The organism is Synechococcus sp. MVIR-18-1 (assembly GCF_014279835.1).
GTDB lineage: Bacteria > Cyanobacteriota > Cyanobacteriia > PCC-6307 > Cyanobiaceae > Synechococcus_C.
Window position 1 is genome coordinate 2,391,143 of record NZ_CP047942.1, and the last position, 25,140, is coordinate 2,416,282.

Annotated in this window: 28 protein-coding genes; 18 read left to right on the forward strand and 10 right to left on the reverse strand. The window is 53.3% G+C overall.

All coding sequences use genetic code 11. The features are described from left to right. From SynMVIR181_RS12860 to ureE, 5 genes are all read right to left on the reverse strand, one after another. The gene (locus tag SynMVIR181_RS12860; protein WP_186524160.1) at positions 1-1,155 is read right to left on the reverse strand and encodes a branched-chain amino acid ABC transporter permease; all 1,155 of its coding nucleotides are present in this window, start codon (positions 1,153-1,155) and stop codon (positions 1-3) included. A gap of 91 nt (positions 1,156-1,246) precedes the next feature. After that, the gene (urtA, locus tag SynMVIR181_RS12865) at positions 1,247-2,542 is read right to left on the reverse strand and encodes an urea ABC transporter substrate-binding protein (RefSeq protein WP_186589505.1); all 1,296 of its coding nucleotides are present in this window, start codon (positions 2,540-2,542) and stop codon (positions 1,247-1,249) included. Between the two features lie 117 nt (positions 2,543-2,659). Continuing rightward, on the reverse strand, positions 2,660-3,262 hold the full coding sequence (gene ureG / locus SynMVIR181_RS12870) for an urease accessory protein UreG (protein ID WP_186524162.1): 603 nt from the start codon (positions 3,260-3,262) through the stop codon (positions 2,660-2,662). Then, complete coding sequence (locus SynMVIR181_RS12875; RefSeq protein WP_186589506.1) at positions 3,262-3,942, reverse strand: urease accessory protein UreF; 681 nt, start codon at positions 3,940-3,942, stop codon at positions 3,262-3,264. Before SynMVIR181_RS12875 ends, ureG begins: the two co-directional genes overlap by 1 nt. After that, the gene (gene ureE / locus SynMVIR181_RS12880) at positions 3,939-4,406 is read right to left on the reverse strand and encodes an urease accessory protein UreE (protein ID WP_186589507.1); all 468 of its coding nucleotides are present in this window, start codon (positions 4,404-4,406) and stop codon (positions 3,939-3,941) included. Before ureE ends, SynMVIR181_RS12875 begins: the two co-directional genes overlap by 4 nt. 109 nt (positions 4,407-4,515) lie before the next feature. Here ureE and SynMVIR181_RS12885 point away from each other — a divergent pair, with 109 nt between their 5' ends. From SynMVIR181_RS12885 to SynMVIR181_RS12925, 9 genes are all read left to right on the forward strand, one after another. Next, complete coding sequence (locus SynMVIR181_RS12885; protein WP_186589508.1) at positions 4,516-5,406, forward strand: urease accessory protein UreD; 891 nt, start codon at positions 4,516-4,518, stop codon at positions 5,404-5,406. A 63-nt stretch (positions 5,407-5,469) separates the two neighbouring features. Continuing rightward, complete coding sequence (locus SynMVIR181_RS12890) at positions 5,470-5,772, forward strand: urease subunit gamma (RefSeq protein WP_186524166.1); 303 nt, start codon at positions 5,470-5,472, stop codon at positions 5,770-5,772. A gap of 11 nt (positions 5,773-5,783) precedes the next feature. After that, the gene (locus SynMVIR181_RS12895) at positions 5,784-6,104 is read left to right on the forward strand and encodes an urease subunit beta (protein WP_186524167.1); all 321 of its coding nucleotides are present in this window, start codon (positions 5,784-5,786) and stop codon (positions 6,102-6,104) included. A gap of 3 nt (positions 6,105-6,107) precedes the next feature. Beyond that, positions 6,108-7,817 (forward strand): urease subunit alpha, encoded by a 1,710-nt coding sequence (gene ureC / locus SynMVIR181_RS12900; RefSeq protein ID WP_186589509.1) that lies wholly within the window; start codon positions 6,108-6,110, stop codon positions 7,815-7,817. Further along, on the forward strand, positions 7,814-7,960 hold the full coding sequence (locus SynMVIR181_RS13390) for a hypothetical protein (protein ID WP_255444324.1): 147 nt from the start codon (positions 7,814-7,816) through the stop codon (positions 7,958-7,960). The genes ureC and SynMVIR181_RS13390 overlap by 4 nt, the downstream gene beginning before the upstream one ends. Before the next feature lie 29 nt (positions 7,961-7,989). Next, positions 7,990-8,181 (forward strand): gamma-glutamyl-gamma-aminobutyrate hydrolase family protein, encoded by a 192-nt coding sequence (locus SynMVIR181_RS13395; RefSeq protein WP_255444325.1) that lies wholly within the window; start codon positions 7,990-7,992, stop codon positions 8,179-8,181. Between the two features lie 278 nt (positions 8,182-8,459). Next, on the forward strand, positions 8,460-9,932 hold the full coding sequence (locus tag SynMVIR181_RS12915) for a circularly permuted type 2 ATP-grasp protein (protein ID WP_186517165.1): 1,473 nt from the start codon (positions 8,460-8,462) through the stop codon (positions 9,930-9,932). Further along, positions 9,926-10,924, forward strand: coding sequence for an alpha-E domain-containing protein (locus tag SynMVIR181_RS12920; protein WP_186589511.1), 999 nt, complete (start codon positions 9,926-9,928; stop codon positions 10,922-10,924). Before SynMVIR181_RS12915 ends, SynMVIR181_RS12920 begins: the two co-directional genes overlap by 7 nt. Beyond that, positions 10,909-11,808, forward strand: coding sequence for a transglutaminase family protein (locus SynMVIR181_RS12925; protein WP_186589512.1), 900 nt, complete (start codon positions 10,909-10,911; stop codon positions 11,806-11,808). Before SynMVIR181_RS12920 ends, SynMVIR181_RS12925 begins: the two co-directional genes overlap by 16 nt. Here the strand turns inward: SynMVIR181_RS12925 and SynMVIR181_RS12930 are convergent. The 3 genes from SynMVIR181_RS12930 to SynMVIR181_RS12940 all read right to left on the reverse strand — a co-directional run bounded on the left by SynMVIR181_RS12930 (position 11,796) and on the right by SynMVIR181_RS12940 (position 13,931). Continuing rightward, positions 11,796-12,287, reverse strand: a complete 492-nt coding sequence (locus SynMVIR181_RS12930) for a redox protein (RefSeq protein WP_186589513.1) — start codon at positions 12,285-12,287, stop codon at positions 11,796-11,798. The genes SynMVIR181_RS12925 and SynMVIR181_RS12930 overlap by 13 nt on opposite strands. Before the next feature lie 172 nt (positions 12,288-12,459). Beyond that, a complete protein-coding gene (gene cobA / locus SynMVIR181_RS12935) occupies positions 12,460-13,233 on the reverse strand; it encodes a uroporphyrinogen-III C-methyltransferase (protein WP_370593898.1) in 774 nt (257 codons plus the stop codon). 11 nt (positions 13,234-13,244) lie between these two features. Then, a complete protein-coding gene (locus SynMVIR181_RS12940) occupies positions 13,245-13,931 on the reverse strand; it encodes a DNA mismatch repair protein MutS (protein WP_186589515.1) in 687 nt (228 codons plus the stop codon). Between the two features lie 42 nt (positions 13,932-13,973). On the opposite strand from SynMVIR181_RS12940, the gene SynMVIR181_RS12945 reads away from it, so the two are divergent. The 4 genes from SynMVIR181_RS12945 (at position 13,974) to SynMVIR181_RS12960 (ending at position 17,771) form a co-directional block, all read left to right on the forward strand. Beyond that, the gene (locus tag SynMVIR181_RS12945) at positions 13,974-14,117 is read left to right on the forward strand and encodes a hypothetical protein (RefSeq protein ID WP_255444326.1); all 144 of its coding nucleotides are present in this window, start codon (positions 13,974-13,976) and stop codon (positions 14,115-14,117) included. 221 nt (positions 14,118-14,338) lie between these two features. Further along, on the forward strand, positions 14,339-15,880 hold the full coding sequence (locus SynMVIR181_RS12950; protein ID WP_186589516.1) for a ferredoxin--nitrite reductase: 1,542 nt from the start codon (positions 14,339-14,341) through the stop codon (positions 15,878-15,880). Between the two features lie 278 nt (positions 15,881-16,158). Further along, positions 16,159-17,046, forward strand: a complete 888-nt coding sequence (locus SynMVIR181_RS12955) for a formate/nitrite transporter family protein (protein WP_186590692.1) — start codon at positions 16,159-16,161, stop codon at positions 17,044-17,046. 11 nt (positions 17,047-17,057) lie between these two features. After that, positions 17,058-17,771, forward strand: a complete 714-nt coding sequence (locus tag SynMVIR181_RS12960; RefSeq protein WP_186589517.1) for a HEAT repeat domain-containing protein — start codon at positions 17,058-17,060, stop codon at positions 17,769-17,771. Between the two features lie 54 nt (positions 17,772-17,825). Here the strand turns inward: SynMVIR181_RS12960 and cynS are convergent, their stop codons facing one another. Then, entirely contained in the window at positions 17,826-18,266 is a 441-nt protein-coding gene (gene cynS, locus SynMVIR181_RS12965) for a cyanase (RefSeq protein ID WP_186524187.1), read from the reverse strand. Between the two features lie 515 nt (positions 18,267-18,781). Between cynS and SynMVIR181_RS12970 the strand changes: the two genes are divergently transcribed. From SynMVIR181_RS12970 to ppk1, 3 genes are read left to right on the forward strand one after another with little or no spacing between them, the layout of a single operon-like run. Further along, on the forward strand, positions 18,782-19,855 hold the full coding sequence (locus tag SynMVIR181_RS12970) for an anthranilate phosphoribosyltransferase family protein (RefSeq protein ID WP_186590693.1): 1,074 nt from the start codon (positions 18,782-18,784) through the stop codon (positions 19,853-19,855). Between the two features lie 19 nt (positions 19,856-19,874). Beyond that, a complete protein-coding gene (locus SynMVIR181_RS12975; protein WP_186589518.1) occupies positions 19,875-21,098 on the forward strand; it encodes an MFS transporter in 1,224 nt (407 codons plus the stop codon). 60 nt (positions 21,099-21,158) lie between these two features. Next, positions 21,159-23,288, forward strand: a complete 2,130-nt coding sequence (ppk1, locus tag SynMVIR181_RS12980) for a polyphosphate kinase 1 (protein ID WP_370593856.1) — start codon at positions 21,159-21,161, stop codon at positions 23,286-23,288. A gap of 154 nt (positions 23,289-23,442) precedes the next feature. Here the strand turns inward: ppk1 and SynMVIR181_RS13405 are convergent, their stop codons facing one another. Next, the gene (locus tag SynMVIR181_RS13405) at positions 23,443-23,607 is read right to left on the reverse strand and encodes a hypothetical protein (protein WP_255444534.1); all 165 of its coding nucleotides are present in this window, start codon (positions 23,605-23,607) and stop codon (positions 23,443-23,445) included. 7 nt (positions 23,608-23,614) lie between these two features. On the opposite strand from SynMVIR181_RS13405, the gene SynMVIR181_RS12985 reads away from it, so the two are divergent. Both SynMVIR181_RS12985 and SynMVIR181_RS12990 read left to right on the forward strand, forming a co-directional pair. Continuing rightward, positions 23,615-24,481, forward strand: coding sequence for an RpoD/SigA family RNA polymerase sigma factor (locus tag SynMVIR181_RS12985; RefSeq protein ID WP_255444530.1), 867 nt, complete (start codon positions 23,615-23,617; stop codon positions 24,479-24,481). A 43-nt stretch (positions 24,482-24,524) separates the two neighbouring features. Next, positions 24,525-25,136: a diacylglycerol/polyprenol kinase family protein gene (locus tag SynMVIR181_RS12990; protein WP_186590694.1), complete on the forward strand. Its 612-nt coding sequence runs from the start codon at positions 24,525-24,527 to the stop codon at positions 25,134-25,136. Positions 25,137-25,140: the final 4 nt, after the last annotated feature.

Genomic DNA, 25,140 nt, shown 5'->3' on the forward strand with positions numbered 1-25,140 from the left:
TCAAGCCTCAACCATGCGGCCTTTTTGCGGGAACAGGCCTGAAGGACGGAACTGAAGGAACACCACAATGAGGGCAAACACCATCACCTGAGCCATGCTCGTGGTCGCAAAAAATTCAACGCCACCAGCCAGTGGCCCAGGCATATCGGGCCAAATCGTAAGCAGCCTTCCCGCTCCAATCAGATCAGTTAACAAGCCGATCGCAAATGAAGCCAAGACGGTGCCGAAAAGATTGCCAACACCACCGAGCACCACAACCATGAAACAGCCCACGATGTAAGACGTTCCAACGTTGGGACCTACCGAACCCAACAACGACACTGCAACTCCAGCCACGCCAGCCAAACCAGAACCGATCCCAAAGGTGAGGACGTCAACCGTGTCAGTCGGAATGCCGAGGCAGTCGCTCATCGAACGATTCTGAGTGACTGCCCGAATCCGAATACCCCAAACACTGCGGTTAAGGAACCAGATCACCCCAACGACAGCGATCAACGTCATCACGATGATCACAAGACGTGGCACCGGAAATGTGAGATCCATCCACTCGAGACCACCGCGCATCCACTTCGGAGCGGTGACATCCACATTGCGAGATGTCGCCTTAGCAATCCGGCTAATTTGCGAGGCCAATCCACCCGCAAATAACACTCCAATGAAAGCGGAAACAGCCCAACCACCTAATCGCACAAACCGGGATTGACGTCCCTCCAATAAGTGCTTCGGAAGAAACAACGGAACGCTGAATCCGAGCACGAGAAACAGAACCATTCCTGCCGCATAAGCAAGCGGAACGCTGCGCACAAACTGCTGGAGAATCAAACTGACACCCCACGTAGCAAGCAACGTCTCCAGTGGACTCCCATAGAGACGTCGTATCACTGTGCGTTCAAGCAAAATGCCAACAACACCGCTTACAACGAAGGCGCATGGAATCGCAACCAATACGTAGGCGTTGTAAATAGGTGCAAGTAGGGGAAGTTTGAAAATGAGCTGCACCACGTAGGTGGTGTAGGCACCAAGCATGATTAATTCGCCATGAGCGAGATTAATCACACCCATCAAGCCAAACACAATTGCCAGTCCAAGGGCGGCCATCAGCAACACAGAGCCGATGGCCACACCGTTGAACAGACTTTCGAAAAGCAGTTGCACGGGGAGGGTCTAGTAAGCGAAACAAATAAAAAGAGGAGCCCCCAAGGGACTCCTCCTGTAGCAATCCATCAATAGATGGAGCTATCAATGATCAGAGCTTGTACTTCTCTCCCTTGCTGGGATCAGACCAATCGCAAGCGAAGCCCTTCGATGTGGGCTCAAACTGGTTCCAGGTCTGAGGATCAATTGGGCTGTCCGACTCTTCTACGATTTCAAACTGACCATCTGCAGTGATCTCTCCGATCCGAACGATTTGAGAGATGTGATGGTTAGGACGAACCTCGATGGGTCCTTGAGGAGCATCAAACTTAATACCGATCAGGGCTTCACGTACTTTGTCGTCATCGAAAGTACCGGCTTTCTCAACAGCCTGCTTCCAGAGGTAAACCATGTTGTATGCAGACTCTTGAGGGTCGGCAACAACGCGGTCAGCGCCATACTTAGCTTTGAAGTCAGCAGCAAACTTCTTCGAAGCCGGGGTATCAATGGACATCATGTAGTTCCAAGCGCCGTAATGGCCCTCAAGGAACTCAGGTCCAATTGTGCTGATTTCTTCTTCAGCAATGGAATAGCTCATCACGTAGTAACCCTTTTCAGGAGTGATGCCAGCATCCTGAATCTGCTTAAAGAAAGCAACATTTTGGTCACCATTCAGGGTGTTAATAATTACACCACCATCAGGCAAGGCTTTTTTAATCTTGGCAATAATTGGAGCAACCTCAGTATTACCTAGAGGCAAATAGTCTTCGCCAACCACTTCTCCACCCAGAGACTTCACCTGCTCCTTGGTGATGGTGTTTGAAGTACGAGGGAAGACATAGTCAGAGCCCACTAGATAGAAAGGCTTTCCGGCAGCTGGTGACTTCTCGAACATGAAGCTGGTCGCTGGCTCCGACTGCTGGTTAGGAGTCGCGCCGGTGTAAAAAATATTCTTCGAACATTCTTGGCCTTCGTACTGAATTGGGTAATACAGAAAAGCATCCTTCGATTCGTACACCGGAAGCATTGCCTTACGGCTAGCAGAGGTCCAGCCGCCAAACACAACAGGAACTTTGTCCTGATCGATGAGTTTTTTGGACTTCTCAGCAAACGTGGGCCAATCGGAGGCACCGTCTTCAACGATGTAATCAATTTTGTACTTCTTGCCGTCTACCTCAACACCACCGGCAGCATTGATTTCATCAATGGCCATCTTTTCTGTATCCACCAAGGTGGACTCAGAAATCGCCATCGTCCCCGTTAGGGAATGAAGGATGCCGACAGTGACGCTGTCGTCAAATTCCACGCTGGAGGCTTTCTCATCGCCACCACCACAAGCGGTGACGGCCAGACCCAGCGACGCTGCGGCCATGCCGACGAAGAGACGCTTGGACAATGATGAACTCATGAGTACCAAAAACAAGTGAATCGACGCTTAAACGTCGGAGCATGAAAGGTACAGATCAAGAGCCGCAAGTTCCTGTATCAATAAAAACAATTTGGCTCTTAAGCGCCTAAATACGCTTCATTCTTGTATCTGTTGCAACACAAAGGCTTCCACGCGATCGAGTCCTTCTCCCGTCCGAAGGTTGGTAAAACACCAGGGCCGATCCCCGCGCATCCTCAGTGTGTCCTGTTCCATCACACCCAAATCGGCACCAACGAGGGGAGCCAGATCAATCTTGTTAATCACCAATAAATCGGACCGTGTAATTCCAGGTCCGCCCTTACGAGGAATCTTGTCCCCAGCCGCTACATCAATCACGTAAATACAAAGGTCCACTAATTCGGGACTAAAACTGGCCGCAAGATTGTCACCGCCGCTTTCAACCATCACCAGATCAAGACCGGGAAATTGCTGCTCCAATTCACTTACAGCAGCTCGGTTGATGGAGCAGTCTTCTCGTATCGCCGTATGGGGGCATCCCCCGGTTTCAACACCACGGATACGCTCCGGCTCTAATGCACCAGAGCGCGTGAGGAATTGGGCATCCTCTTGCGTATAGATGTCATTGGTTACAACAGCTAACTGCAGGCGATCACGCAATCTCCTGCAGAGCGCTTCCACGAGCGCTGTTTTACCTGAGCCCACCGGACCGGCGACGCCAAGCCTGAGTTTGCTGCTCATCAGCTTCGGAACAAACGTGAATACAACTCAGCATGAGCCAACTGGGCGAGCCCTGCACCAGCACCACCCGACCAAAGGCTGCGCGGATCTTGATCCTTCAAAACACTCGCCTGATCACGAATCATCGGCAACAGTTGCTGTTGGATCCGTTGAGCCGTGGTGGGACCAAGCGGCACCAAGCGGACAGCCGCACTTAGCTGATTCGCAACCCAGCCATAGAGATAACCCTCCACCATCTCCTGTTCAGAGATCTTCAACGACAAGGCAGCCCAAGCCCAGGCCGCTGGCCAAGCCAAGACCACCGGCTGAGGCAATGCCTGAGGCAATGGATGTCCAAGATCAGCCATCAACGCCAGCAAAGAACCGCCCATCTGCACTTGCTGGGCACGCACCTCAGCCGACTCCCTCAAAGCCAGCAACCAGCCATCCAGAGAGATCAAGTCGCTGGGCATCCCTAACCCTTCGCCCTCCCAGACTTGAAACAAAGCACGCAATGGTTGTAACGCCGCAGCTTCCAACCTCAGTGCACCTCTCTGAAGTTCCGCTTCAATCCAGTTCTGAAGATCGAATGCATCGTTCAGATCGCCATTTTGGATCAAAACCTCAAGCCCCTCGGAATAACTAAACGCACCAACGGGCAAGGCAGGACTCACCAATTGCAGCAATGCAAGCGAGGTCATGCGTGCTGGTGGGCGAGGTAAGCACCGCCTTCGGGCCTGAATGGACCACAACACCGTGTCAGCTTCAATCCACGGCCATTGAGCATGGCGGCGAGGACGGAGTCGTTGAGCAACAACAGCTCATGCTCATGCAGCTCAAGAGCCACATGGCGATTGCCAAGGTGATAAGCGGCCTCAAGCAATGCCAGCGGCGTTGCTGCCTCCACTAGCAATAACTCCTCAGGAGCAGCGGTCACCAACACATGCACCTGCCGAAGGGAATTAGTGAGGCGATCACCCGGCGCCAAGGCCCGCTCGCGTGGCAGCTGCAACAACACGTCTCGGCCACAGGCTGTGCGACGACGGCCACGCAGCACCGTGCGTTGATTCGCACTCAGCGGCAACTCCATCACCGCGAGGGTGGCGTCAGGCAATGACTCCTCAGGCAAGAGACGATGGTCCAACACGATCAAACCAACATCCAAGGGTGCAGACAGCCAAAGAGATCACGCAACAAAGACTGCCCAACCAGCACGCCTTCGTTTGGTAGTGCTTGCTACAGAGCCAAGAAGAGTTGGCGTCGAGCGTGCATCCATGCATCGACTTGATCCATGGCACGGCACCTGCAACCTGCAGTTTTTTGCAGGCAGCAGCGGCAGTCAGCATCAAGGGGGCTGCACCGCCCCCCTGAAATTGATGCTCGCCGAACGAGGAGAAAACGGGCGTTGCGAGCTTCCTCTGCTTCACACCGCTGGCGGTCTTGTGGGAGGAGACCAATTGAGCGTCAACCTCGGCTTAAGACCAGGCAGTCGCTGCCTGCTCACCAGCGTGGCCGCGCAAAAGGTATATGGATCAGTGGGTCGCAGCCAGCTCCATCCCCAGGGGGCTTGGGCCCGCCAACAGGTCTTGGCAGAGCTTGATACCGAGACCGATCTGGAGTGGCTTCCCCAAGAGCTTGTGCTTTACGCCGACGCTCTGTTTGAACAAAACCTCAGCGTCACCTTGCCCATGGATGGATCGTTTCTCAGCGCAGAAATTGTGCGTCTCGGGCGCACTGCCGCAAATGAAACATTGGGCCGCGGATGCTGGAGATCTAGCCTCCAAATTCAACGCCAAACGGCTGAAGGAAGGCGCTGGGAGCTTGTTGATCGGCTCGAAATCAGCGACGCAGCGCTGAAGGGAGTGCATGGACTCAATCAACAACCGGTCTTCGGCACCTTGGTTTGGGCGGCACCCTTCCCTCTCCCAACAGACAAGCTCAACACCCTCCTCGATGACATTCGGCAGGATCGAAACGAACTCAAAGGAACCATGCAATGCGGCGTACTCCCCCAGGGACTGATCGCCCGTTACAGCGGCTTCTCGAGCCGTGATGCCCGTTTCTGGTTCAGCAGGATTTGGGCTCGCACCCGTCAGGCAAGAGCCCTGGCTGCGCCGAAGATTCCCAGGGTCTGGCCTTTACAGGAAGATCCATTGAAGGCCTAAGCGTTCAAATTGAACATTCCGCTGGCCCCGGGAGATAGAAACTAAACGGAGTGCAAGGTCACCATGCACCTCAGCCCCCAGGAAAAAGACAAGCTACTGATCGTCACGGCTGCACTCTTGGCAGAACGTCGACTCCAGCGCGGCCTCAAGCTCAACCACCCGGAAGCTGTGGCATGGCTCAGTTTCTTGGTTATTGAAGGCGCACGCGATGGGAAGAATGTGGCCGACCTCATGCAGGAAGGAAGCACATGGTTAAGCCGCGACCAGGTGATGGAGGGCATTCCGGAGTTAGTCGATGAAGTCCAAATCGAGGCTGTGTTTCCCGATGGAACCAAGCTCGTAACCCTGCATGACCCCATTCGCTAAGACTTTCTCTGATGGCACCCCTGATCCCCGGTGAATTGATCCCGGAACCCGGCGAACTTGAACTCAATGCCAATAGGGAGGTCACAACCCTCAGCGTTGCCAACAGCGGCGACCGTCCCGTACAGGTGGGATCCCACTTCCATTTCCAAGAAGCCAATGCGGCCCTGATCTTTGACCGTGACGCTGCACGCGGCCAAAGGCTCGACATTCCAGCCGGTACGGCCATTCGCTTCGAACCCGGTGACAACCGCGACGTGAATTTGATCCCGTTTTCTGGAGCACGCCGCGTGGTCGGCTTCAACGGACACATCAACGGACCCCTCGACGCCTGATTCATGCCCTACCGCATCTCCCGCCAGGCCTACGCCGAAACCTATGGGCCCACCACTGGCGACCGCATTCGTTTAGCGGACACCGAACTCATCCTTGAAGTGGAGAAGGACTTCACCACCTACGGCGATGAGGTGAAATTCGGCGGCGGAAAGGTGATTCGCGATGGGATGGGCCAATCCCAAACCTCGCGGGCTGGAGGAGCCGTTGACACCGTGATTACCAATGCCCTCATCCTTGATTGGTGGGGCATTGTCAAGGCCGATATCGGGCTAAAAGATGGCCGCATCGTTGGCATCGGCAAGGCCGGCAACCCCGACATCCAAGAAGGCGTCACCATCGTGATTGGGCCCGGCACCGAAGCGATTGCTGGCGAAGGGCACATCCTCACAGCAGGTGGGATTGACACGCACATCCATTTCATCTGCCCCCAACAAATCGAAACGGCCCTGGCCAGCGGAGTGACCACACTCATGGGCGGTGGGACGGGACCGGCCACTGGAACCAATGCCACCACCTGCACCCCAGGTGCGTTTCACATCAGCCGAATGCTGCAGGCAGCAGAAGGGCTTCCCGTCAACCTGGGCTTTTTCGGGAAAGGAAACGCCAGCACACCAGAAGCTCTGGAGGAACAAGTACGAGCAGGAGCATGCGGGCTCAAGTTGCATGAGGATTGGGGCACCACGCCGGCCGCCATCGATGCCTGCCTATCGGTGGCCGATCAAATGGATGTGCAGGTTTGCATCCACACCGACACGCTCAACGAAGCCGGCTTCGTGGAAGACACCATCGCCGCAATCAAAGGCCGCACGATCCATACCTTTCATACAGAGGGGGCGGGCGGCGGCCATGCACCAGACATCATCAAAATTTGCGGCGAAGCCAACGTGCTTCCCAGCAGCACCAACCCCACACGCCCCTACACACGCAACACCCTCGAAGAACACCTCGACATGTTGATGGTGTGCCATCACCTTGATCCAAAAATCCCTGAAGATGTGGCCTTTGCGGAATCACGCATCCGCCGCGAAACGATTGCTGCTGAAGACATCCTTCACGACCTCGGCGCCTTCTCGATCATCGCCAGCGACTCCCAAGCGATGGGACGGGTGGGAGAAGTGATCACACGCACCTTCCAAACAGCTCACAAGATGAAGGTTCAACGCGGAGCACTGCCAGAAGACTCAAGCCGTAACGACAACCACCGCCTGAAGCGCTACATCGCAAAGGTCACGATCAATCCAGCGATCGCCCACGGCATCAGCCGTCAGGTGGGGTCGGTAGAAACAGGCAAACTCGCTGATTTAGTGCTCTGGAAACCAGGATTCTTTGGCATACGACCTCAACTCGTTGTAAAAGGCGGTTCGATCGTCTGGGCCCAAATGGGTGATGCCAACGCCTCAATCCCCACACCAGGACCAGTGCATGGACGACCCATGTTTGCTGCCTTCGGCAAAGCCCTTGCCCCCAGTTGCCTCACCTTCATGAGCGATGCAGCCATGAACGACAACATCCAAAGCAAACTCGGGCTGGAACGCACCTGCATCGCCGTAGAAAACACCCGCAGCGTTGGCAAAAGTGCTCTCAAACTCAACTCAGCACTTCCAAAGATGAGCGTGGATCCACAGACCTATGAGGTGTTTGCCGATGGTGAACTTCTCACCTGTGAACCAGCGGAGGTGTTGCCACTCGCCCAGCGTTATCTACTGCTTTGACCACGAACGTTCCCACCTTGCTGGTGGTGCAGCACGTTGATCGCGAGGGAGCTGACTTGATTGGCACCATCGCCGACGAGCGGGGAATGACGATCAAAATCCTGCGACCAAACCGAGGCGATACCATCCCCGATCCAACCTGACCTGGCTTCAAAGCAAACTTGATTGGCTGGTGGAATGGCACCGACAGAGGAAACCGGTCATCGGCATCTGCCTCGGAGCGCAACTGCTGGCCGTTGCAGCGGGAGGTGGGCATCGGTGCGGTCCACTGGGTGGTCGATCCAAGCGACGATCCCTGGCTGCGGGGGCTCCACGCCAGCGAGCCGGTGCTGCATTGGCATGGCGACCGTATTCGCCTACCTAAGGAGGCCAGCCTGCTGGGCTCATCTCTGCACTGCCCAGAACAACTCTTCCGAATCGGCCGACCATGCCGCAGGAGTGCAGTGCCACTGGGAGGTCACCGCAGAATCACTGAAGCGCTGAATCGCGATAGTCCACTCGCAAATCGAGCAATAGGTGATCGATACGACCAAAAGGCAGAAGCCAAGCTTGAGTTAAAGGAACGATCCAGGAATCAGTAACAAACAACACTTGAGGAAGAGGCACTCCAGTTTTTGGATACCCCCAATAACCGTTAGTGCGATGTTCAAGGAATACCGGCCATCGCATGGATATGACGAGTATTTCTGCAGGAAGCAGGCTGCCCCGCGTGCAGATTTAGAGCCTCTGCTCAACTCACTCGGCGCCATCGGCCTAGCAGAACTCCAACGTAACCATGCCTCTGCCAGCAATCTGTTGAGACGCCTTGGAGCCACGTTCCGAATCAACGGCTCAGGGCCCCGCGAAGCAGAACGCATCCTTCCTTTTGATCCCCTACCCAGATTGATTCATAAAAGTGAGTGGAACACATTAGAGGAGGGTTTACTGCAACGCCTTGACGCGATTGATCATTTTTTGGCAGATATTTATGGGCCACAACACATTCTTAACGATGGGGTCATCCCTAGAGAAGACGTAGAAAGTTCTCAGGGTTGGCGACCAGAAATGCAAGATATCGAATTACCGTTGGGACGCTGGTGTCATGTGTCTGGACTTGACTTGATCAGGGATGGTGACGGCAATTGGCGAGTCCTGGAAGACAACTTGAGATGTCCCTCAGGAGTGGCTTATTTCCTCGAAAACCGTCGTGTCATGAAACGATTATTTCCGAGCCTTTTTGTGGGTAGTCACATCCAAGCGATCGACGATTATCCTTCTCACTTACTGAGAACACTCCAAGACCTGGCCTTCTGGAGTGACTCTCCACGCGTGGCTTTACTCACTCCAGGAGTGTTCAACAGCGCCTATTTCGAACACAGCTACCTCGCCCAGCAAATGGGAGTCACGCTCGTGGAAGGTAGAGACTTGATCTGTGAGAACGGATATGTATGGATGCGCAGCACAGAGGGATTGCAGCGAATTGATGTGATCTATCGACGGATTGACGATGACTTTCTCGATCCCAATGTGTTCCGCCAAGATTCCATCCTTGGAGTGCCTGGCCTGATGGACGCGATGCGCAAGGGCAACGTTGCTATCGCCAATGCACCAGGAACAGGCGTTGCCGACGACAAGCTCATTTACGCCTACGTTCCCAAGATGATTCGCTACTACCTCGGGCAGGAACCCATCATCGAAAACGTGCCCACCTATCTCTGCTCCAGGCCAGATGACATGACCTACGTGCTGGAACACCTCGGATCACTCGTGGTGAAGTCGGTCGCTGAAGCAGGGGGCTATGGAATGTTGATCGGTCCCCACGCCTCAACAAACGAAATCGAGGCCTTTGCCGAGAAGATCAAGGCTCATCCTCGAAATTTCATCGCACAGCCCACATTGCAGCTCTCCACAGTTCCATCCATCAGTGAGGGTGAGCTCTATCCGTGTCATGTGGACTTACGTCCTTATGTTCTGCGTGGAAAAAGTAGCTGGGTCAGTCCAGGTGGACTCACCCGCGTGGCCTTAAGACGTGGTTCTTTAGTGGTGAATTCCTCCCAAGGCGGCGGTTGCAAAGACACCTGGGTGGTGAGTGATCGACAAGCGCCGATTGAACATCTGGAGGCCATGCCGTGTTGAGCCGCGTCGCGGACTCCCTCTATTGGATCAACCGTTTTGTAGAGCGCGCCGAAAACATCTCTCGCTTTCTCGAGGTAAGCAATGCGATGGCTTTGGACAATCCCAGCGGCAACGCTGAACCCTGGTTGCCCTTAATCGATGCGAATGGTGATCGCCAGCACTTTGATCAAAGCTATCCGCGTCGATCGTCAAAAGATGTCAGAGATTTTTTGCTTCTAGACCTCGACAACCCCAACAGCATTGTGAGCTGCATCTCGAATGCACGCGAGAACGCCCGCCAAATCCGTGATGTCATCTCTACTGAGATGTGGGAACACATCAACGATCTCTTTTGGAGTCTTCAAGACGGAGAAGTTCTATGGAGTGAACCAGACCAAGAGCAACTTCGAACGATTCGTCGCGGTTGCCAACTGTTCTATGGCATCACTGACGTCACACTCAGCCGCGATCAAGCCTGGTTGTTTAGCCGTCTAGGCCGGCTGATTGAAAGAGCCGATAAAACCTCCCGAATCCTTGATGTGAAGTACTTTCTGCTGTTACCAGTCCCCAGCGCAGTGGGGGGAGTGCTGGATGAGCTGCAATGGATTGCTCTTCTCCGTACCGCTGGGGCTTATCAGATGTATCGGCAGAGCGTCCAACAAGCAATCAGTCCCATTTCAGTGGCACGTTTTCTTCTGCTGGATCCGATTTTTCCGAGATCCGTACGGTTTTGCTTGCAAGAGATCAACGACACCCTGGAGCGAATTCAACACAAGCCCATTCCAGGTTCACCTGACAACCTCGAATGCCTGCGCGGTCAGCTGGTGGCCAAGTGGAGTTACGTGCGCATTGAGTCTCTGATCGACCGCGGTTTGCATGAAGTGATTGATCAACTACAGACCGATCTCAATCAACTGCATGAGCTCATTCATAAAAGCTATTTCCCCACCGCCGATCACACACCGCAGGACCTCTCAACCATTTCGACAGACCCATCATGCTCGTTGAGCTGACCCACACCCTTACGTATCAATACGACGCACCCATCAGTCTTGGAGCACACCGCCTGTGCCTCCAACCAAGAGGTCATGGTCATCAGCGACTGCTTGAACATCAGCTGATCGTGTCTCCAGAACCAAGCCATCAGCATGCTCTCGTAGCAGCCAGTGGAGATGAGATTCAACGCATCCGCTTTCAAGGCACAACAGACCATTTGTGCATCGAATCACGCAGCAAAGTGGAAACCCAAGCTGCAGCGCCACTGGAACAATGTTTCAACCCACTGAATCCTCCGCTCCCCTACCCCCGCGGACATCTCAATCCTGATCTTCACGGTGCGCTTGAAGGCTGGTTACCGAACGGTCAGCACGATCCCTCAGCCATAGCCCTAGCCCAGGATGCATTGATGGGGGGAAACCAGCAAACCTTGCCGTTTTTGCGCCAACTAATGGCGACCATTCAAGACCGGGTGAAATACACCGAACGACATTTAGGCCCAGCTTGGCCAGCTGGCCGAACCCTGAGGGAAAGAGTGGGCTCTTGCCGAGACTTAGCAATGTTGATGGTGGAATGTTGCCGCAGCGTTGGTCTGCCTGCACGGTTCACCAGCGGGTATCAACTCACCGATCCTGCCCCTACTGACTATGACCTTCATGCCTGGGCCGAGATCTATCTTCCTGGAGCAGGCTGGCGTGGTTTTGACCCCAGCGCTGGAAGCGAAATCAGCGAGCGCTACATCGTGCTGGCCAGCTCCTCAAAACCAGAGTTAACCGCTGCTGTTTCAGGCGATTTCAAAGGTCCACCCAACACCATCAGCAAGCTCAACTGGACGATCAAGGCACAGGTCTTAAGTTGGCCGCCCCAGAGCACTGCTCAAGAGACAACTCACGCTGCCTGAAGGACAGGTGCAAGACCATGCAATAGCGGACGCGCTGCCGCTTTTGAAGTGACTTGATAGAGCTTTGGGATCTTCAGGCTGTTGTAAACACGGAACTCTCTATCTACACATACATTGGAATTTCGCTTGGCCTGATTAAGAACAACAGATCCATCGGGATCAGACAAGGACCGGTGAAATGTACCTCTTGGGATATTAAGAATGTCACCCCCACTGTCCAAACGGACGATGTGAAAGGGATGTTCCCAAGCCAAGTTCACCAAATAGAAGGTTCGTCCACCACTAGCAGCAAGAAGATTGTCGTCTTGGTGAGGATGCAAATAAAACTGCCACGCCCCACTCTCTTCAGCATCCGGCGGACTCACCGCTGGCCCACGATGAACAACTAAGTCGCGAGCATTCGAATCAGGAATCGTGACATCAAAAAAACGAACAGATGGGGTATCTCGAAAACGCGTATACGGAATAAGTTCAAACATTTTAATGCCATTGAATTATTGATTCATTGTCTCTAGCGCTGATGGTTAGCTCAATCCGTATCGGATGCCACCCAGACATAGAAACCAAATTGTTGGTTTCAGCAGTGAACGCCTCCCTAACTGGATTAATCAGGGATGATTGATCACCGCACTGAACATCAATCAACAACCGTCAGAATGGAATCGGCATCGTGACCGCCGCGGGCTCAGGTGCACAAGCCTCCACTTGATGGTTGACCACGTCTCCCACAACAACAATCGAAGGAGAGGCAAATTTTTCAGTCCGAGTCGCGGCTGCCACTTCACGTAAGGGTGCTTTCAAGCAACGCTGACCAGCGACTGTGCCCTGTTGAACAACAGCCACAGGGGTGTCCCCATCAAGACCACCGGCCATCAATTCCTCGGCAATTCGCGGCAAATTATGCAAACCCATATAAATCACTAAGCCATCACTCGCTGTGGCAAGAGCACGCCAATTCACAGATGGACGACGCTTGTCGATCTCCTCATGACCGGTCACAAAGGTGACCGACGAGCCTGCTCGTCGGTGCGTCACCGGTATTCCGGAATAAGCGGGAACCGCAATCCCGGCCGTGACGCCGGGCACAACCTCAACAGCAATGCCATGGGAAACCAGATGGGCTGCTTCCTCTCCACCACGGCCAAACAGGAAGGGATCTCCACCTTTCAAACGAACCACCGTTTGATGGCGCTGACCCAACGCAACGAGAACTGAATTCGTACTGGGCTGAGGCACGGAATGGTGACCGCGGCGTTTGCCGACAAAGTGACGTTCACAGGAGTCTGGAACGAGATTGAGGACCTCACTGGGAACCAGGGAGTCGTAGACGAGGGCATCGCAACACTGCAGTAGGCGATGCGCCTTAACGGTGAGGAGATCGGGATCGCCTGGTCCAGCTCCAACGAGGTACACAGTGCCCGTCATGGTCGAGTCAGTCACGGCAATAGGGCAAGACAATGAATCAGTCCCTGCCGAAGCTGGGGATCTTCAAGGAGGGATGGCAGACCACCAGCCTGACGCAACGCCTCAGACATCCGATTGGGAGCCAAGGAGAGAGGTAATGGAACCACATTGGGATGGTCACTAGCAAACTGGTCCCAAGCATCAAAGGGCACCACAGGCAAGTCAAAGCGATGCTGAATTGAAGCTAGGAAACGATCAGACAGCCCTGGCCTCAATGGATGATGAACCAGCGCCAGAGAAGCGTTTTTAGCGGCAACATCCTCAATCCAACGCGCCATCAGAACCCACCAACAATTCCAGGCACCAAGAAAAGGAAGCGACTTCACAACAACGCCCTCAGCCTTCAAACGATCACGAATCAGCGGAACGTCACTGCGCGCATGACTACCAGGCAGCAGAAGCAAAGGAACAAGCCACTGGCTGTCGCACTGCACGGGCGAGGGATGCTCTGCAGTCAGCACTTCCAATTCAACTGGAGCCGCTCTACTCGCAGCGACCGCATCCACAATTTGGAGCAAGCATGGCGGTACAACTCCACCTGAGCGTCCATGGATCACAAGACGAAGAGCAGTTCCACCACTCAATTCGCCACGTTTCCGTAACAACGGCCACGGATCTGATGCCCCTGGAACTGATCTAGTCAGGTGGTTTTCATTCATGCATGCATGACTAACTACCGCAGAAGGCATTCTCGCGCTCCCATGCAGTCAACTGCTCGCAGGAACCGAGCACCACAGCAATTTAAAAATGATTTTGATCGCGATTTAGCGGCCATGGCAAGGGTTTGGTCGATGATCCGCCATGGAGCCGTTCGCTGGATCGGAGAAATAGGCCGCCAATACTGATTCAATTCTCTGCCGTTAAGGAGGGGTTAATCGAGCCAGAAACTGCAGAACTTCTTTGTAGCAAATCAAACATAAATGCGAGTCCATAGACGCTGATTTGGTTCCAACCGATACCGAAAGATCACGCCACAGATCGCTATAAACCTTTTCTCAGCACGAACACTTCTGATGTGCTGGAAATCTCGCTAACTGACGAATTCCTGTACCAGGGCATCAGCACTATGAGCATTCAAGTCCCCACAAGACCATTCTTAGAAAACAAGAAGCTCAATAAAATTGAGCAGAACAAAGCAGCAAAGGATGGGTTACTCGTTGGCAATGAGATTGAAGAGTTTGCAAGAATTGGTTGGGAAGAGGTCGATGAAACCGATCTTCAGCTTCGTCTGAAATGGTATGGAATGTTTTGGCGTCCCAAGACACCGGGCAAGTTCATGCTTCGCTTGCGAGTCCCCAATGGCGTCATTAATCATCGACAGCTTCGGGTTGTGGCTTCAATCGTGGAGCGTTACGGCGAGAATGGAAGCTGCGACATCACAACACGCCAAAACCTACAGCTGCGTGGCGTCCTGCTAAATGATTTACCAGATATTCTCAAGCGACTGAAGGACGTTGGACTGAGCTCAATCCAATCAGGCTTTGACAACCCAAGGAATGTAACTGGAAACCCACTTGCAGGCATTGATCCAAATGAAATTATCGATACACGGCCATTCACCACCGAGCTTCAAAACTTTCTCACCAACCACTGCGAAGGTAATCCAGAGTTTTCGAACCTTCCGCGCAAATGGAATACAGCTGTAGCTGGGGCAAAAGATAACTTTCTACTCCACAACGACATCGTCTTTCACCCTGTTGAACGAGATGGTGTTTTGGGTTTCGGCGTATGGATCGGAGGGATTCTCTCATCACAAATGAATGCGTATGCCATTCCCCTTAATGCTTGGGTGAAACAGGAGGAGATTTGCAAAATGACCGATTGCGTCATTCGCCTCTGGCGTGACAACGGCGAGCGGGACAAGCGACCGAAAGGGCGCTTCCGCATGTATCTCGACCAGCTCGGCATCGACGCGTTCAGAAGTGAAGTGGAAGGCCTCTTTGGTCCTCTCACAGAGGATCCAGGCTCAGTTTTTAACGACACTCCTCGTTCTCACTACGGAATCCACCCACAAAAAAATGCAGATGAGTTTTTCGCAGGACTGCATGTCAGCGTTGGACGACTCACGGCCACCGATCTGCACGACTTAGCCACAGCAAGTCTTGATTACGGGACTGGTGAAATTCGCCTAACAGAGGACCAAAACGTGATCATCGTGGGCCTTTCAACAGCCAATCTGGATCGCTTCAAAGCAGATCCCTTGTTGCAACGCTTCCCTCTTGAACCAGGTGTCATTGGCGCTGGCACGGTCTCCTGCACGGGAAACACCTACTGCAGCTTTGGTCTCACCAACACCAAGGACCAAGCCCTTGCCGTTGCCAAACAACTCGATGCAGATCTCGAATTACCCGAAGAGCTGAAGATCCATTGGACCGGTTGCCCGAATACCTGCGGGCAAGCCTTTATGGGTGCGATCGGGCTAACGGGCACCAAGGCGAAAAACAGCAAGGGCGAAATGGGTGAGGGCTACACCCTGAGCATCGGAGGATCTCAAGGTGAAAACCCTCAGATCGGCGAAGTGCAGCACAAAGCAATTCCCGCAGAAGACATTCAAAACGTTCTTCGACAGGTGCTGATCGAACAATTCGGAGCAAAGCCTCGGGCCTAAACAGACCGAATTAGATCTACGACGTCAAACCGTGGCGCTTTGTTTTGAAGCCATGGTTTGACGTATTTAAAATCAAACTTTTATTCATTTTACAATGACTTTCAAAGGTGATTTCCTATCGCGCTTTGTCAATTGGCTCAGCGCAAGTGGCAAAGACAAAGAACCGGTTTCTGTATCCCCACAGCACCAAGATGTTTTTTCACGCTTCATGAATCGCGTTAGCGGTTGATTCCCTTTTCATTTACTAAAACCCAATCATGAGCGCAACAGCGTCCCAGATGGACTACGTCCTACCTAATGAACTCGTCGACGGCATGATCTTAGCCGGCGGCAAGAAAGCAACTGTCAGCATTAAAAATCTGCTGATCCGTGGCTTTTATTCTGGCGCCATTCTTGGTCTTGCCGTCATCCTGGCCCTCACAGTAGGAATCCTTACGAAACTGCCATTTGTGGGATCTCTTCTGTTCCCCTTTGGCTTTGCCAGCATCGTCCTGTTCGGGATGGAGTTAGTCACTGGAAACTTCGCGTTGCTACCGATGGCAACATGGGCCGGGAAATGTAGCTGGAAAGCAACATTCCGAAATTGGACATGGGTCTGGATTGGCAATTTCATCGGCACGCTCGTTGTGGCGATCATCATGGCCATCAGCCTCACCAGCGGCAGCATGGATGCTTCCGCTGAGAATGTTGGTCCACCCATTTGGGATCTTGTGGCTCAAAAGATCGTTGCTCTGAATCAGATCAACGTTGTGAAAAAGTACGAAGCCCTTGGAAGCATGGGTTTCTTCTTGGCTTTCTTGCGTGGAGTTGTTGCAAACTGGTTGGTGTGCCTAGGCGTCACAATGGCTCTTGTGAGCAAAAGTGTTCCCGGCAAATTGCTGGCCTGCTGGTTGCCGATTACGGCCTTCCAAACAATGGGCATGGAACACATTGTTGTGAATCAATTCCTGCATACAGCTGGACCAATTCTCGGTTCAGGCGTTCCGTTCTACAAAGTGATCTTCTGGAATTTCCTCCCAGTCACGCTCGGGAATGTTGTTGGAGGTATGGTCTTTATTGGCATGCTCTTTTACAGCACTCACCGCACCAAAATTTCCGATGTGCTTCCCACAGAGCATGATGAAAAACTGGAACGTGAACTGGCTGCTGAGCTTGGTGCCCGCTAATTTCAAACTCCATGAGTGCCATTGATGAAGCCACCCTGTGGGATCGGCTAGCCAATGCACGGAAGATTCCCTTGAATCCAACCTGGCTGGGAGAGAATTTTTCTCCCAGCCTTTCTGATGAACTCCGTTTTGCGGTGGCTGAGCGTTTAGGAATGTTGGCAGAAACAGGCTGGCCAATCATCCAAACCCTGATCCAACAGTACGGAATTCGTCCTGAATTAATCCATGCCGCCGGACTCTGCCATCAACCTGAAGCAAAGAATTGGTTGCTCAAACAATTGGAGCAGTCCAATGAGCCTGATGCCTTATTGCTCAACGCACTGAGTTGCTGGGGTGCAGAACTCACGCTGTCTCAATTCGAGTCCATTTTGCAGCTGCCCGGCCAAGCACAACGCCTCGCCGCTCTCAATCTTCTTGGCTTCAAATCTCATCAACTTCAAGCCATCGAATTGCTGCAGTTATGTGAACCCGCTCTGCAAGATTGGCGTGATCCTGTTGTCATCGCCTGCATACGTTTACTGCAGCGACGAGATGACATTCTCATTAGCAACAAACTAGCCAATCTGGTCGAAGAAGGATCTGATACAGCCGCTGAGGCTGCCTTAAAAGCCCTGGGATGCATGGCCACAACTCATAGCAAAAGAGCATTGAAGTCATTAAGCGCAGAACTCACCAATCAAGAGCGACGTGAACAAGCCGTACGCCAGCTTCAGCAGCAATATTAAAGGCAATAAAAAAGCCCGATCGTGCCGGGCTCTTACTTAAATGAGATCAAAAACTCACCATTTCTTATAGGGTAAGAATTTTCCGCACATCGTGATTTTCACCCGATCACCCTTTGGATCTTCAACCTTATCCACATCCAAAGTAAAATCAATAGCACTCATAATTCCATCGCCAAACTTTTCCTGGATGACATCTTTCATGGGCATTCCATAAACCTGCATGATTTCATAGAAGCGATAGATCAATGGATCTACAGGAATGACGGGATCGAGACTTCCTTTCGTTGGAAACTCTTGCAGGGCAGCGGTAATGGCTGGATCTAGAGCCAACAAAGTTGCTAATTTCTCTGCTTCTTCAGGGGATGCGGTGGCCTGTCCATAAAAGAGGGAAGCAATCCAAACTTCATCGAGCCCAAGGGCCGCTTCTAGATCAGCAAAAGAAAGCCCCTTAGCCTTTTTTGCTGCCATGAGCGAAGCAGTAACCGTCGTTGTCATGTAAAAAGAAGAATAAATGAACTACTAGAGATCAGCAAGCCTTACGGAGCCACTCAGCAGTGAGTGGATCATCTACAAGATCAAGACCCAAAACTGATGCATTGGCTACCAATCCTTAATCCCAGAACAACCAATAGAAGCATCGGCGACAGAACGAATGAGAGGAAGAGCGCATCATTGAAAAGTTGATGGTTAGGTCGTACTCATGTTTCTATCCTCTTTCGCGAATCGGTTCAATCAATTCCTGAATCAAGTCTTCAAAAGTATTAATAGCATCCTAGTGAGCGACTCTTTGTCAGTGACTTCAGCCCTTGTTCGTCAAACATTTCCAAACCTGCTCATTGAACGTCTCTATTACGCCGAAGGGCGACAGCATCCATCCCACCCACTCCATGGAAGCTATGCAGGCCTGTGCAGGAGCTAAGCCTCGAGTTACATAAAAAGATCCGGTATCAATGACTACCGCCGAAGGGGATAATTCTGCGGAACGATCTCCTTCGGTTCCGGTGATATCAATGGAAATGTCTCCAGAAGCCAAGAAGCGTGCTTGTTTCAAGCAATTGCTACGCAAAATTGGCAGTGGAGAGCACACCAGCAAAGGGTTGACCCGAAGCGAAGCCGATGAGGCCATGGAGTTGATGCTCACGGGAGGAGCGTCAGACGTTCAAATTGGCGCCTTTTTGATCGCCCATCGCATTCGCCGGCCTGAGCCTCAGGAGCTCACCGGAATGCTCGACACCTATAAACGTCTCGGGCCTTGTCTTCTCAGTGAACCCGATCAACGCCGGCCGATCTGTTTTGGCATGCCCTTTGACGGTCGATCTCGCACGGCACCGATCTACCCCTTAACCACCTTGTTGTTGGTGGGGTCGGGACAACCTGTGGTCTTGCAGGGTGGGAAGCGAATGCCGGTGAAATTTGGAATTACAGCCTTAGAACTGTTCGCTTCCATCGGGCTCAACCTGAACGGACTCTCCATCAACGATGTTCAAACAGGATTCAACCGGCATGGTCTTGCCCTCATTTATCAACCGGAACACTTCCCCCTCGGAGAGGCTCTGCTGCCCGCTCGGGATGATCTCGGGAAACGCCCTCCACTAGCAAGCGCCGAGCTGCTCTGGACCGCACACCAAGGGCACCACCTCCTTGTCAGTGGCTTTGTGCATCCGCCAACGGAAAGCCGAGCCTGGCAAGCCCTGGAACTAGCCGGAGAAAAGGACGTCATCACCGTAAAAGGCTTAGAAGGCGGAACAGACCTCCCTGTCAGTCGAGCCGGAATCACGGCTCGGATCCAAAACTCAGGGGAACCCGAACGACACATCGTTCATCCCCGGGACCATGGCTGCTTCGGAGATGACCCCCGCTGGGAATCGGAGGAGGCCTGGGCTGCGCACGCCAAAGAGGCACTTCTAGGGCGAGGGCCCATGGCTCAGTCTTTGCGTTGGAACACAGGCTGTTACCTCTGGTTAAGCGGACTGAGCAAAAGCTTGGAGGACGGCGTGGAGAAAGCCCAAACCATGCAATCCAATGGAGTAGGCACCACAGCCCTAGAGAAACTGATCGCGTGGCGAGCATCTGTGGGAAGGTGAATAACCGCCTCGATCGAACGTGCGCCGTCCTCACGTTCCAACGTTATTAAGTGCGTTTCTCACGCTGCTCAATGACCGACTGAGCGAAAGCATTGTTTTTCCATTGCTGCCATTTCTGTTGGCATCGTTCAATGCCGACGGTCGCACCCTTGGGTTATTAGCTGGCAGTTACGCCCTCGCTCAATTTGCAGCAACTCCGTTAATCGGAGCCCTGAGTGATCGCTTCGGTCGCAGGCCCGTGATCGCCATCTGCGTGAGTGGTTCCGTTCTGGGCCTCGGACTCTTCGCCATCACCTTGAGCCATGACTGGCCTGCTGGTGCTGTGTTGCCCCTCTTCCTTCTGTTTGGAGCCCGTCTGATCGATGGGGTAAGCGGTGGAACAGCCGCCACGGCAGGCGCTGTACTCGCGGACATCACACCACCGGAGAAACGCGCACGCGCCTTCGGACTGATCGGAGTGGCCTTCGGCCTTGGATTCATTATCGGGCCCTTTCTTGGCGGCCAATTGGCCCGGATTGCCGTCACGGTGCCGATCTGGGTGGCCACCGGCTTCGCCGTCCTCAACCTCGTTGTTGTTCTCACGCTGCTTCCTGAAACCCATCCGGTGTCAGAGCGCCGCGTTCTTCCCCGCAAACGGGAGCTCAACCCCTTCGCTCAAATCGCGCGAGTGATTGGCAATCCAGCCGTCGGGCGTCTGGCCTTGGGCTTTTTTCTATTTTTTCTTGCCTTTAATGGCTTCACCGCAATCCTGGTGCTCTATTTCAAGCAACGATTTAACTGGGGCCCAGAGCTCGCTACCACGGCCTTTTTGATTGTGGGGGTGGTTGCCACCGTGGTCCAGGGTGGACTGATCGGTCCATTGGTAAAACGTTTTGGGGAGTGGAAACTCACGCTGATCGGTCTCGGGTTGGTGATCGCCGGCTGCTTGCTGATCCCCAGCACCAATCCAGAACAAGCCAGGATCGGGGTGTTCACAGCGGTGGCGATTTTGGCCAGCGGCACGGGTCTTGTCACCCCAAGCCTTCGCAGCCTCGTGTCTCGGCGTCTCAGCAATGAAGGACAAGGCGCCGCTCTTGGCAGCCTGCAAGCACTGCAGAGTCTTGGTAGTTTTTTAGGACCACCGCTGGCTGGATTGGCCTACGACCTCCTTGGTCAAACCAGTCCGTTCTTTGGCAGCGCAGGATTGCTGGTGGTCGTGCTGCTCTTGGTGACCCGCAGTCCCCTTGAACAGACCACAGGCTGACGCACGATTGCTACCTTTCCATTGCGAGCACTGTGCTCTAGACCATTGATGAGCGGCGTCATGCTTCCCGGGAATCTCTACATCAATCGGGAGCTCAGCTGGATCGCTTTCAACAGGCGCGTTCTAGCTCAAGCACTCGACCAAAGAACGCAGTTGTTGGAACAGGCCAAATTCAGCGCCATTTTCAGCAACAATCTCGATGAGTTTTTCATGGTGCGCGTGGCGTCCTTGAAGTCTCAGGTTGAGGCCGGCATCGACAAACAGAGTGAAGACGGGCGAACCCCTCGGGAGCAGCTCCATGAGATTCGCAACCAGCTCTCAGAGCTGCTGGAAGCCCAGCAGAAGCACTACCTCAACCACCTCCGCGTGGGCCTTGAAGACTATGGAGTGTTTCTGTTCAATTACGAACAACTAAACAACGCCCAAAGGCACTGGGTAGACAACTTCTTTCAAACGGCGATTTTTCCGGTCTTAACGCCCCTAGCGGTGGATCCTGCCCATCCCTTTCCCTTCGTTAGCAATCTCAGCCTCAACGTGGCCGCCCTGATCCACGACCCAGAGTCGGGCCAACGCCAACTGGCTCGCGTGAAGGTTCCCCAGAAGATCCTTCCTCGCTTTGTCTCGATTCCGATTGAGCTGAGCGGCCCTGATGCCAAACCGTTGCATACGGCAGTGCCTCTTGAACAGGTGATTGCCTTCAATCTCAGCCTGCTCTTTCCAGGAATGAGCATCGAAGGCCATTACTTTTTCCGGGTCACCAGGGATGCAGACCTGGAGCTACGAGACCTTGAAGCCGACGATCTCATGATCGCGATCGAACAAGGCCTGAGAAAGCGACGGATGGGGGGGGAAGTGGTCCGCCTAGAGGTTGCTGGCGACACACCGCAAGACGTCATTGAGATGTTGATGGACGGCATGTCTGTTGTTGAAGAAGACCTCTACAGAGTGAATGGACCTCTGGGCCTCGATGATCTCTTCGGCTTAATGGGCCTGCCGCTGCCTTACCTCAAAGACGCCACCCATTCAGGTCAAACTCCCGCCGTCCTCAGCCGCGCTCAGAGAGGCATGTTGGAAGACGGCTCGATCAAGGAAGAGGAGTTCGAAAGCATTTTCTCAGTCGTGCGTCGCCGCGATGTTCTCCTCCATCACCCTTACGACTTGTTTTCCACATCGGTAGAGGAATTCATCAATCAAGCAGCAGACGATCCCCTCGTCATGGGGATCAAGATGACCCTCTACCGCACGTCCAAAGATTCCCCGATCATCGCAGCACTCATCCGTGCAGCAGAAAATGGAAAGCAGGTGATGGCCCTGGTAGAGCTCAAAGCCCGCTTCGACGAAGACAACAATATTCAATGGGCCAAGCATCTTGAGCGCTCAGGTGTGCATGTGGTTTATGGCGTGATTGGCCTCAAAACACATACCAAGATTGTTCTGGTCGTTCGCAAAGAGAAAGAACGCCTGCGCAGCTACGTCCATATCGGAACTGGCAACTACAACTCCAAAACCTCTCGTCTTTACACCGATATAGGCCTGCTTTCAGCACGACCAGAACTCGGCCAAGACCTTGTGGAGTTGTTTAACTACCTAACCGGTTTCTCCAAACAACAAAGCTTCCGCAAACTACTTGTTGCTCCTGTCTCCTTAAGAAAGGGAATGGAGCAATTGATTCGGCGTGAAATCGAACATGCCCAACAAGGACGTGGTGGATCGATCAAAGCAAAAATGAATTCTCTGGTGGATCCCGGAATCATTGCTCTTTTGTATGAAGCATCTCAAGCCGGAGTCACGATCCAATTAATCATCAGAGGGATGTGCAGCCTCTACCCCCGCCTTGAAGGCATTAGCGACAACATCAAAGTGGTAAGCATCATTGGCCGCTTCTTAGAGCATTCGCGCATCTTTTGGTTTAACAACGGCGGCGAAGCGGAGGTATTCATCGGAAGCGCCGACTTAATGCCACGCAATCTTGACCGACGCGTCGAAGCGGTTGTGCCCATTGAAGAACCAGAGCTAAGAGCACAGCTCGAGCGCCTACTTGAGCGCTACTTAAGCGACAACAGAGGGGCATGGGACATGCAGCCTGACGGATCTTTCATTCAGCGGAATCCCGAAGGAGAAGAGCGCAACTCCCAATTGCAGTTAATCGATGACTGGAAAGGAAGCGCCCTACTTCAACCAAATCGGTAACCATTTACAAATTCAAATGAAAGCCAAAAAAGAAAAAACTCCGCATTTTTGTAGCGATTGACACTCTTGACGACTTAAATCGCCGAGTTCCAGAAAGGTTTCATAATTGCATTCATAACTTTTTCAGGTAGGTGCTATGTTTCGCCCAAATTCGTCAGGAGACCAGGGTGATGGGGATCCCTCTGGAGTCCAAAGAAGCTGCCCCTAAAGGCACTTCTAAGGAACCTTTATTGCCAGCGGCTAGTCGTCGCAGTGCAGCCAATCGCTCAAGTGGCACAACTTCGAGCAAAGGAAATCGCTCAAGTGGGCGCTTAGCCACAGATTCAATTGGTCATTACTTAAGCAGTATTGGTCGTGTTCCGCTCCTAACAGCTGCTGAAGAAATTGAGCTTGCACACCATGTGCAAGCCATGAAAGAACTGCTTGACATTCAAGAAGAAGACCGCACACCTAAGCAACGCCATCGCATCCGGATGGGGAAGAGGGCACGCGATCGGATGATGGCTGCCAACCTCAGGTTGGTGGTGAGTGTCGCCAAGAAATACCAAAACCAAGGCCTCGAACTGCTCGACCTCGTTCAGGAAGGAGCCATCGGCCTTGAGCGTGCTGTCGACAAATTTGACCCAGCCATGGGCTACAAGTTTTCGACTTACGCCTACTGGTGGATTCGTCAAGGCATGACACGGGCGATCGATAACAGTGCGCGCACGATCCGCCTGCCGATTCACATCAGTGAAAAGCTGTCGAAAATGCGCAAGATCACCCGGGAGCTCTCCCATCGTTTCGGGCGTCAACCGAACCGCTTGGAGTTGGCCCATGCCATGGGCATTGAACCGAGAGATCTAGAAGAGCTCATCGCTCAAAGTGCTCCCTGTGCCTCCCTGGATGCTCACGCCCGTGGCGAAGAAGATCGCAGCACCCTTGGAGAACTGATCCCAGATCCAAACGGCGATGAGCCGATGGAAGGCATGGATCGCAGCATTCAGAAGGAGCATCTGGGCGGCTGGCTCTCCCAGCTCAATGAACGCGAACAAAAAATCCTGCGTTTACGGTTTGGCCTTGGTGGGGAAGAGCCGCTCACCCTTGCCGAAATTGGTCGTCAAATCAATGTGTCGCGCGAACGGGTACGCCAACTCGAATCCAAAGCCATTTTGAAATTGCGCACGATGACCAATCATCAGCAGGCTGCCTGAGTCGTCCTTGCCTCTGCCATCTCTGTTGCTCATCGCCCTCTGGATGGCTGGTGTTCTCGGCAGCGCTCTGGCCTGCCGTCAACGCTGGCCCAACCAACGCGAGTTGAGTCGAAAAATTGTCCATATCGGCACCGGCCCGGTTTTGCCGCTCGCCTGGATTCTTCAGGTGCCTGCCTCCATCGCGGTTCCTTGTGCTGTGGTGGTCACCCTGATCGCCTTCATCAATCACCGCTGGACCTTGCTACCCGCAGTGGAAGATGTGGGCCGAAACAGTTACGGGACCGTTGCCTATGGCTTCGCGATCTGTTTGCTTCTGATCCTGTTTTGGGCTGACAATCCAGCTGCTGCCTGTGCTGGAGTGCTAGTGATGGCCTTCGGGGATGGCCTGGCAGGTCTGATTGGACGCGCCGTTCGTTCCCCCAACTGGACGCTCTTAGACCAGCGCAAGTCCATCGTCGGCACAACGACGATGGCCATCACCAGTGCTGTGGTGTTGCTCGCTTTAGTGCTGATCACCCAAAGTCAACTCACCCCACTGCGGCTCTTAGCGGTCTGCACGTTGGCAGTGGGACTCGAACAACTGAGCCTCTGGGGCATCGACAACCTGACCGTGCCCCTTGGAGTGGCCTTGAGTTGGACCTGGATGACGGCCTGATCAA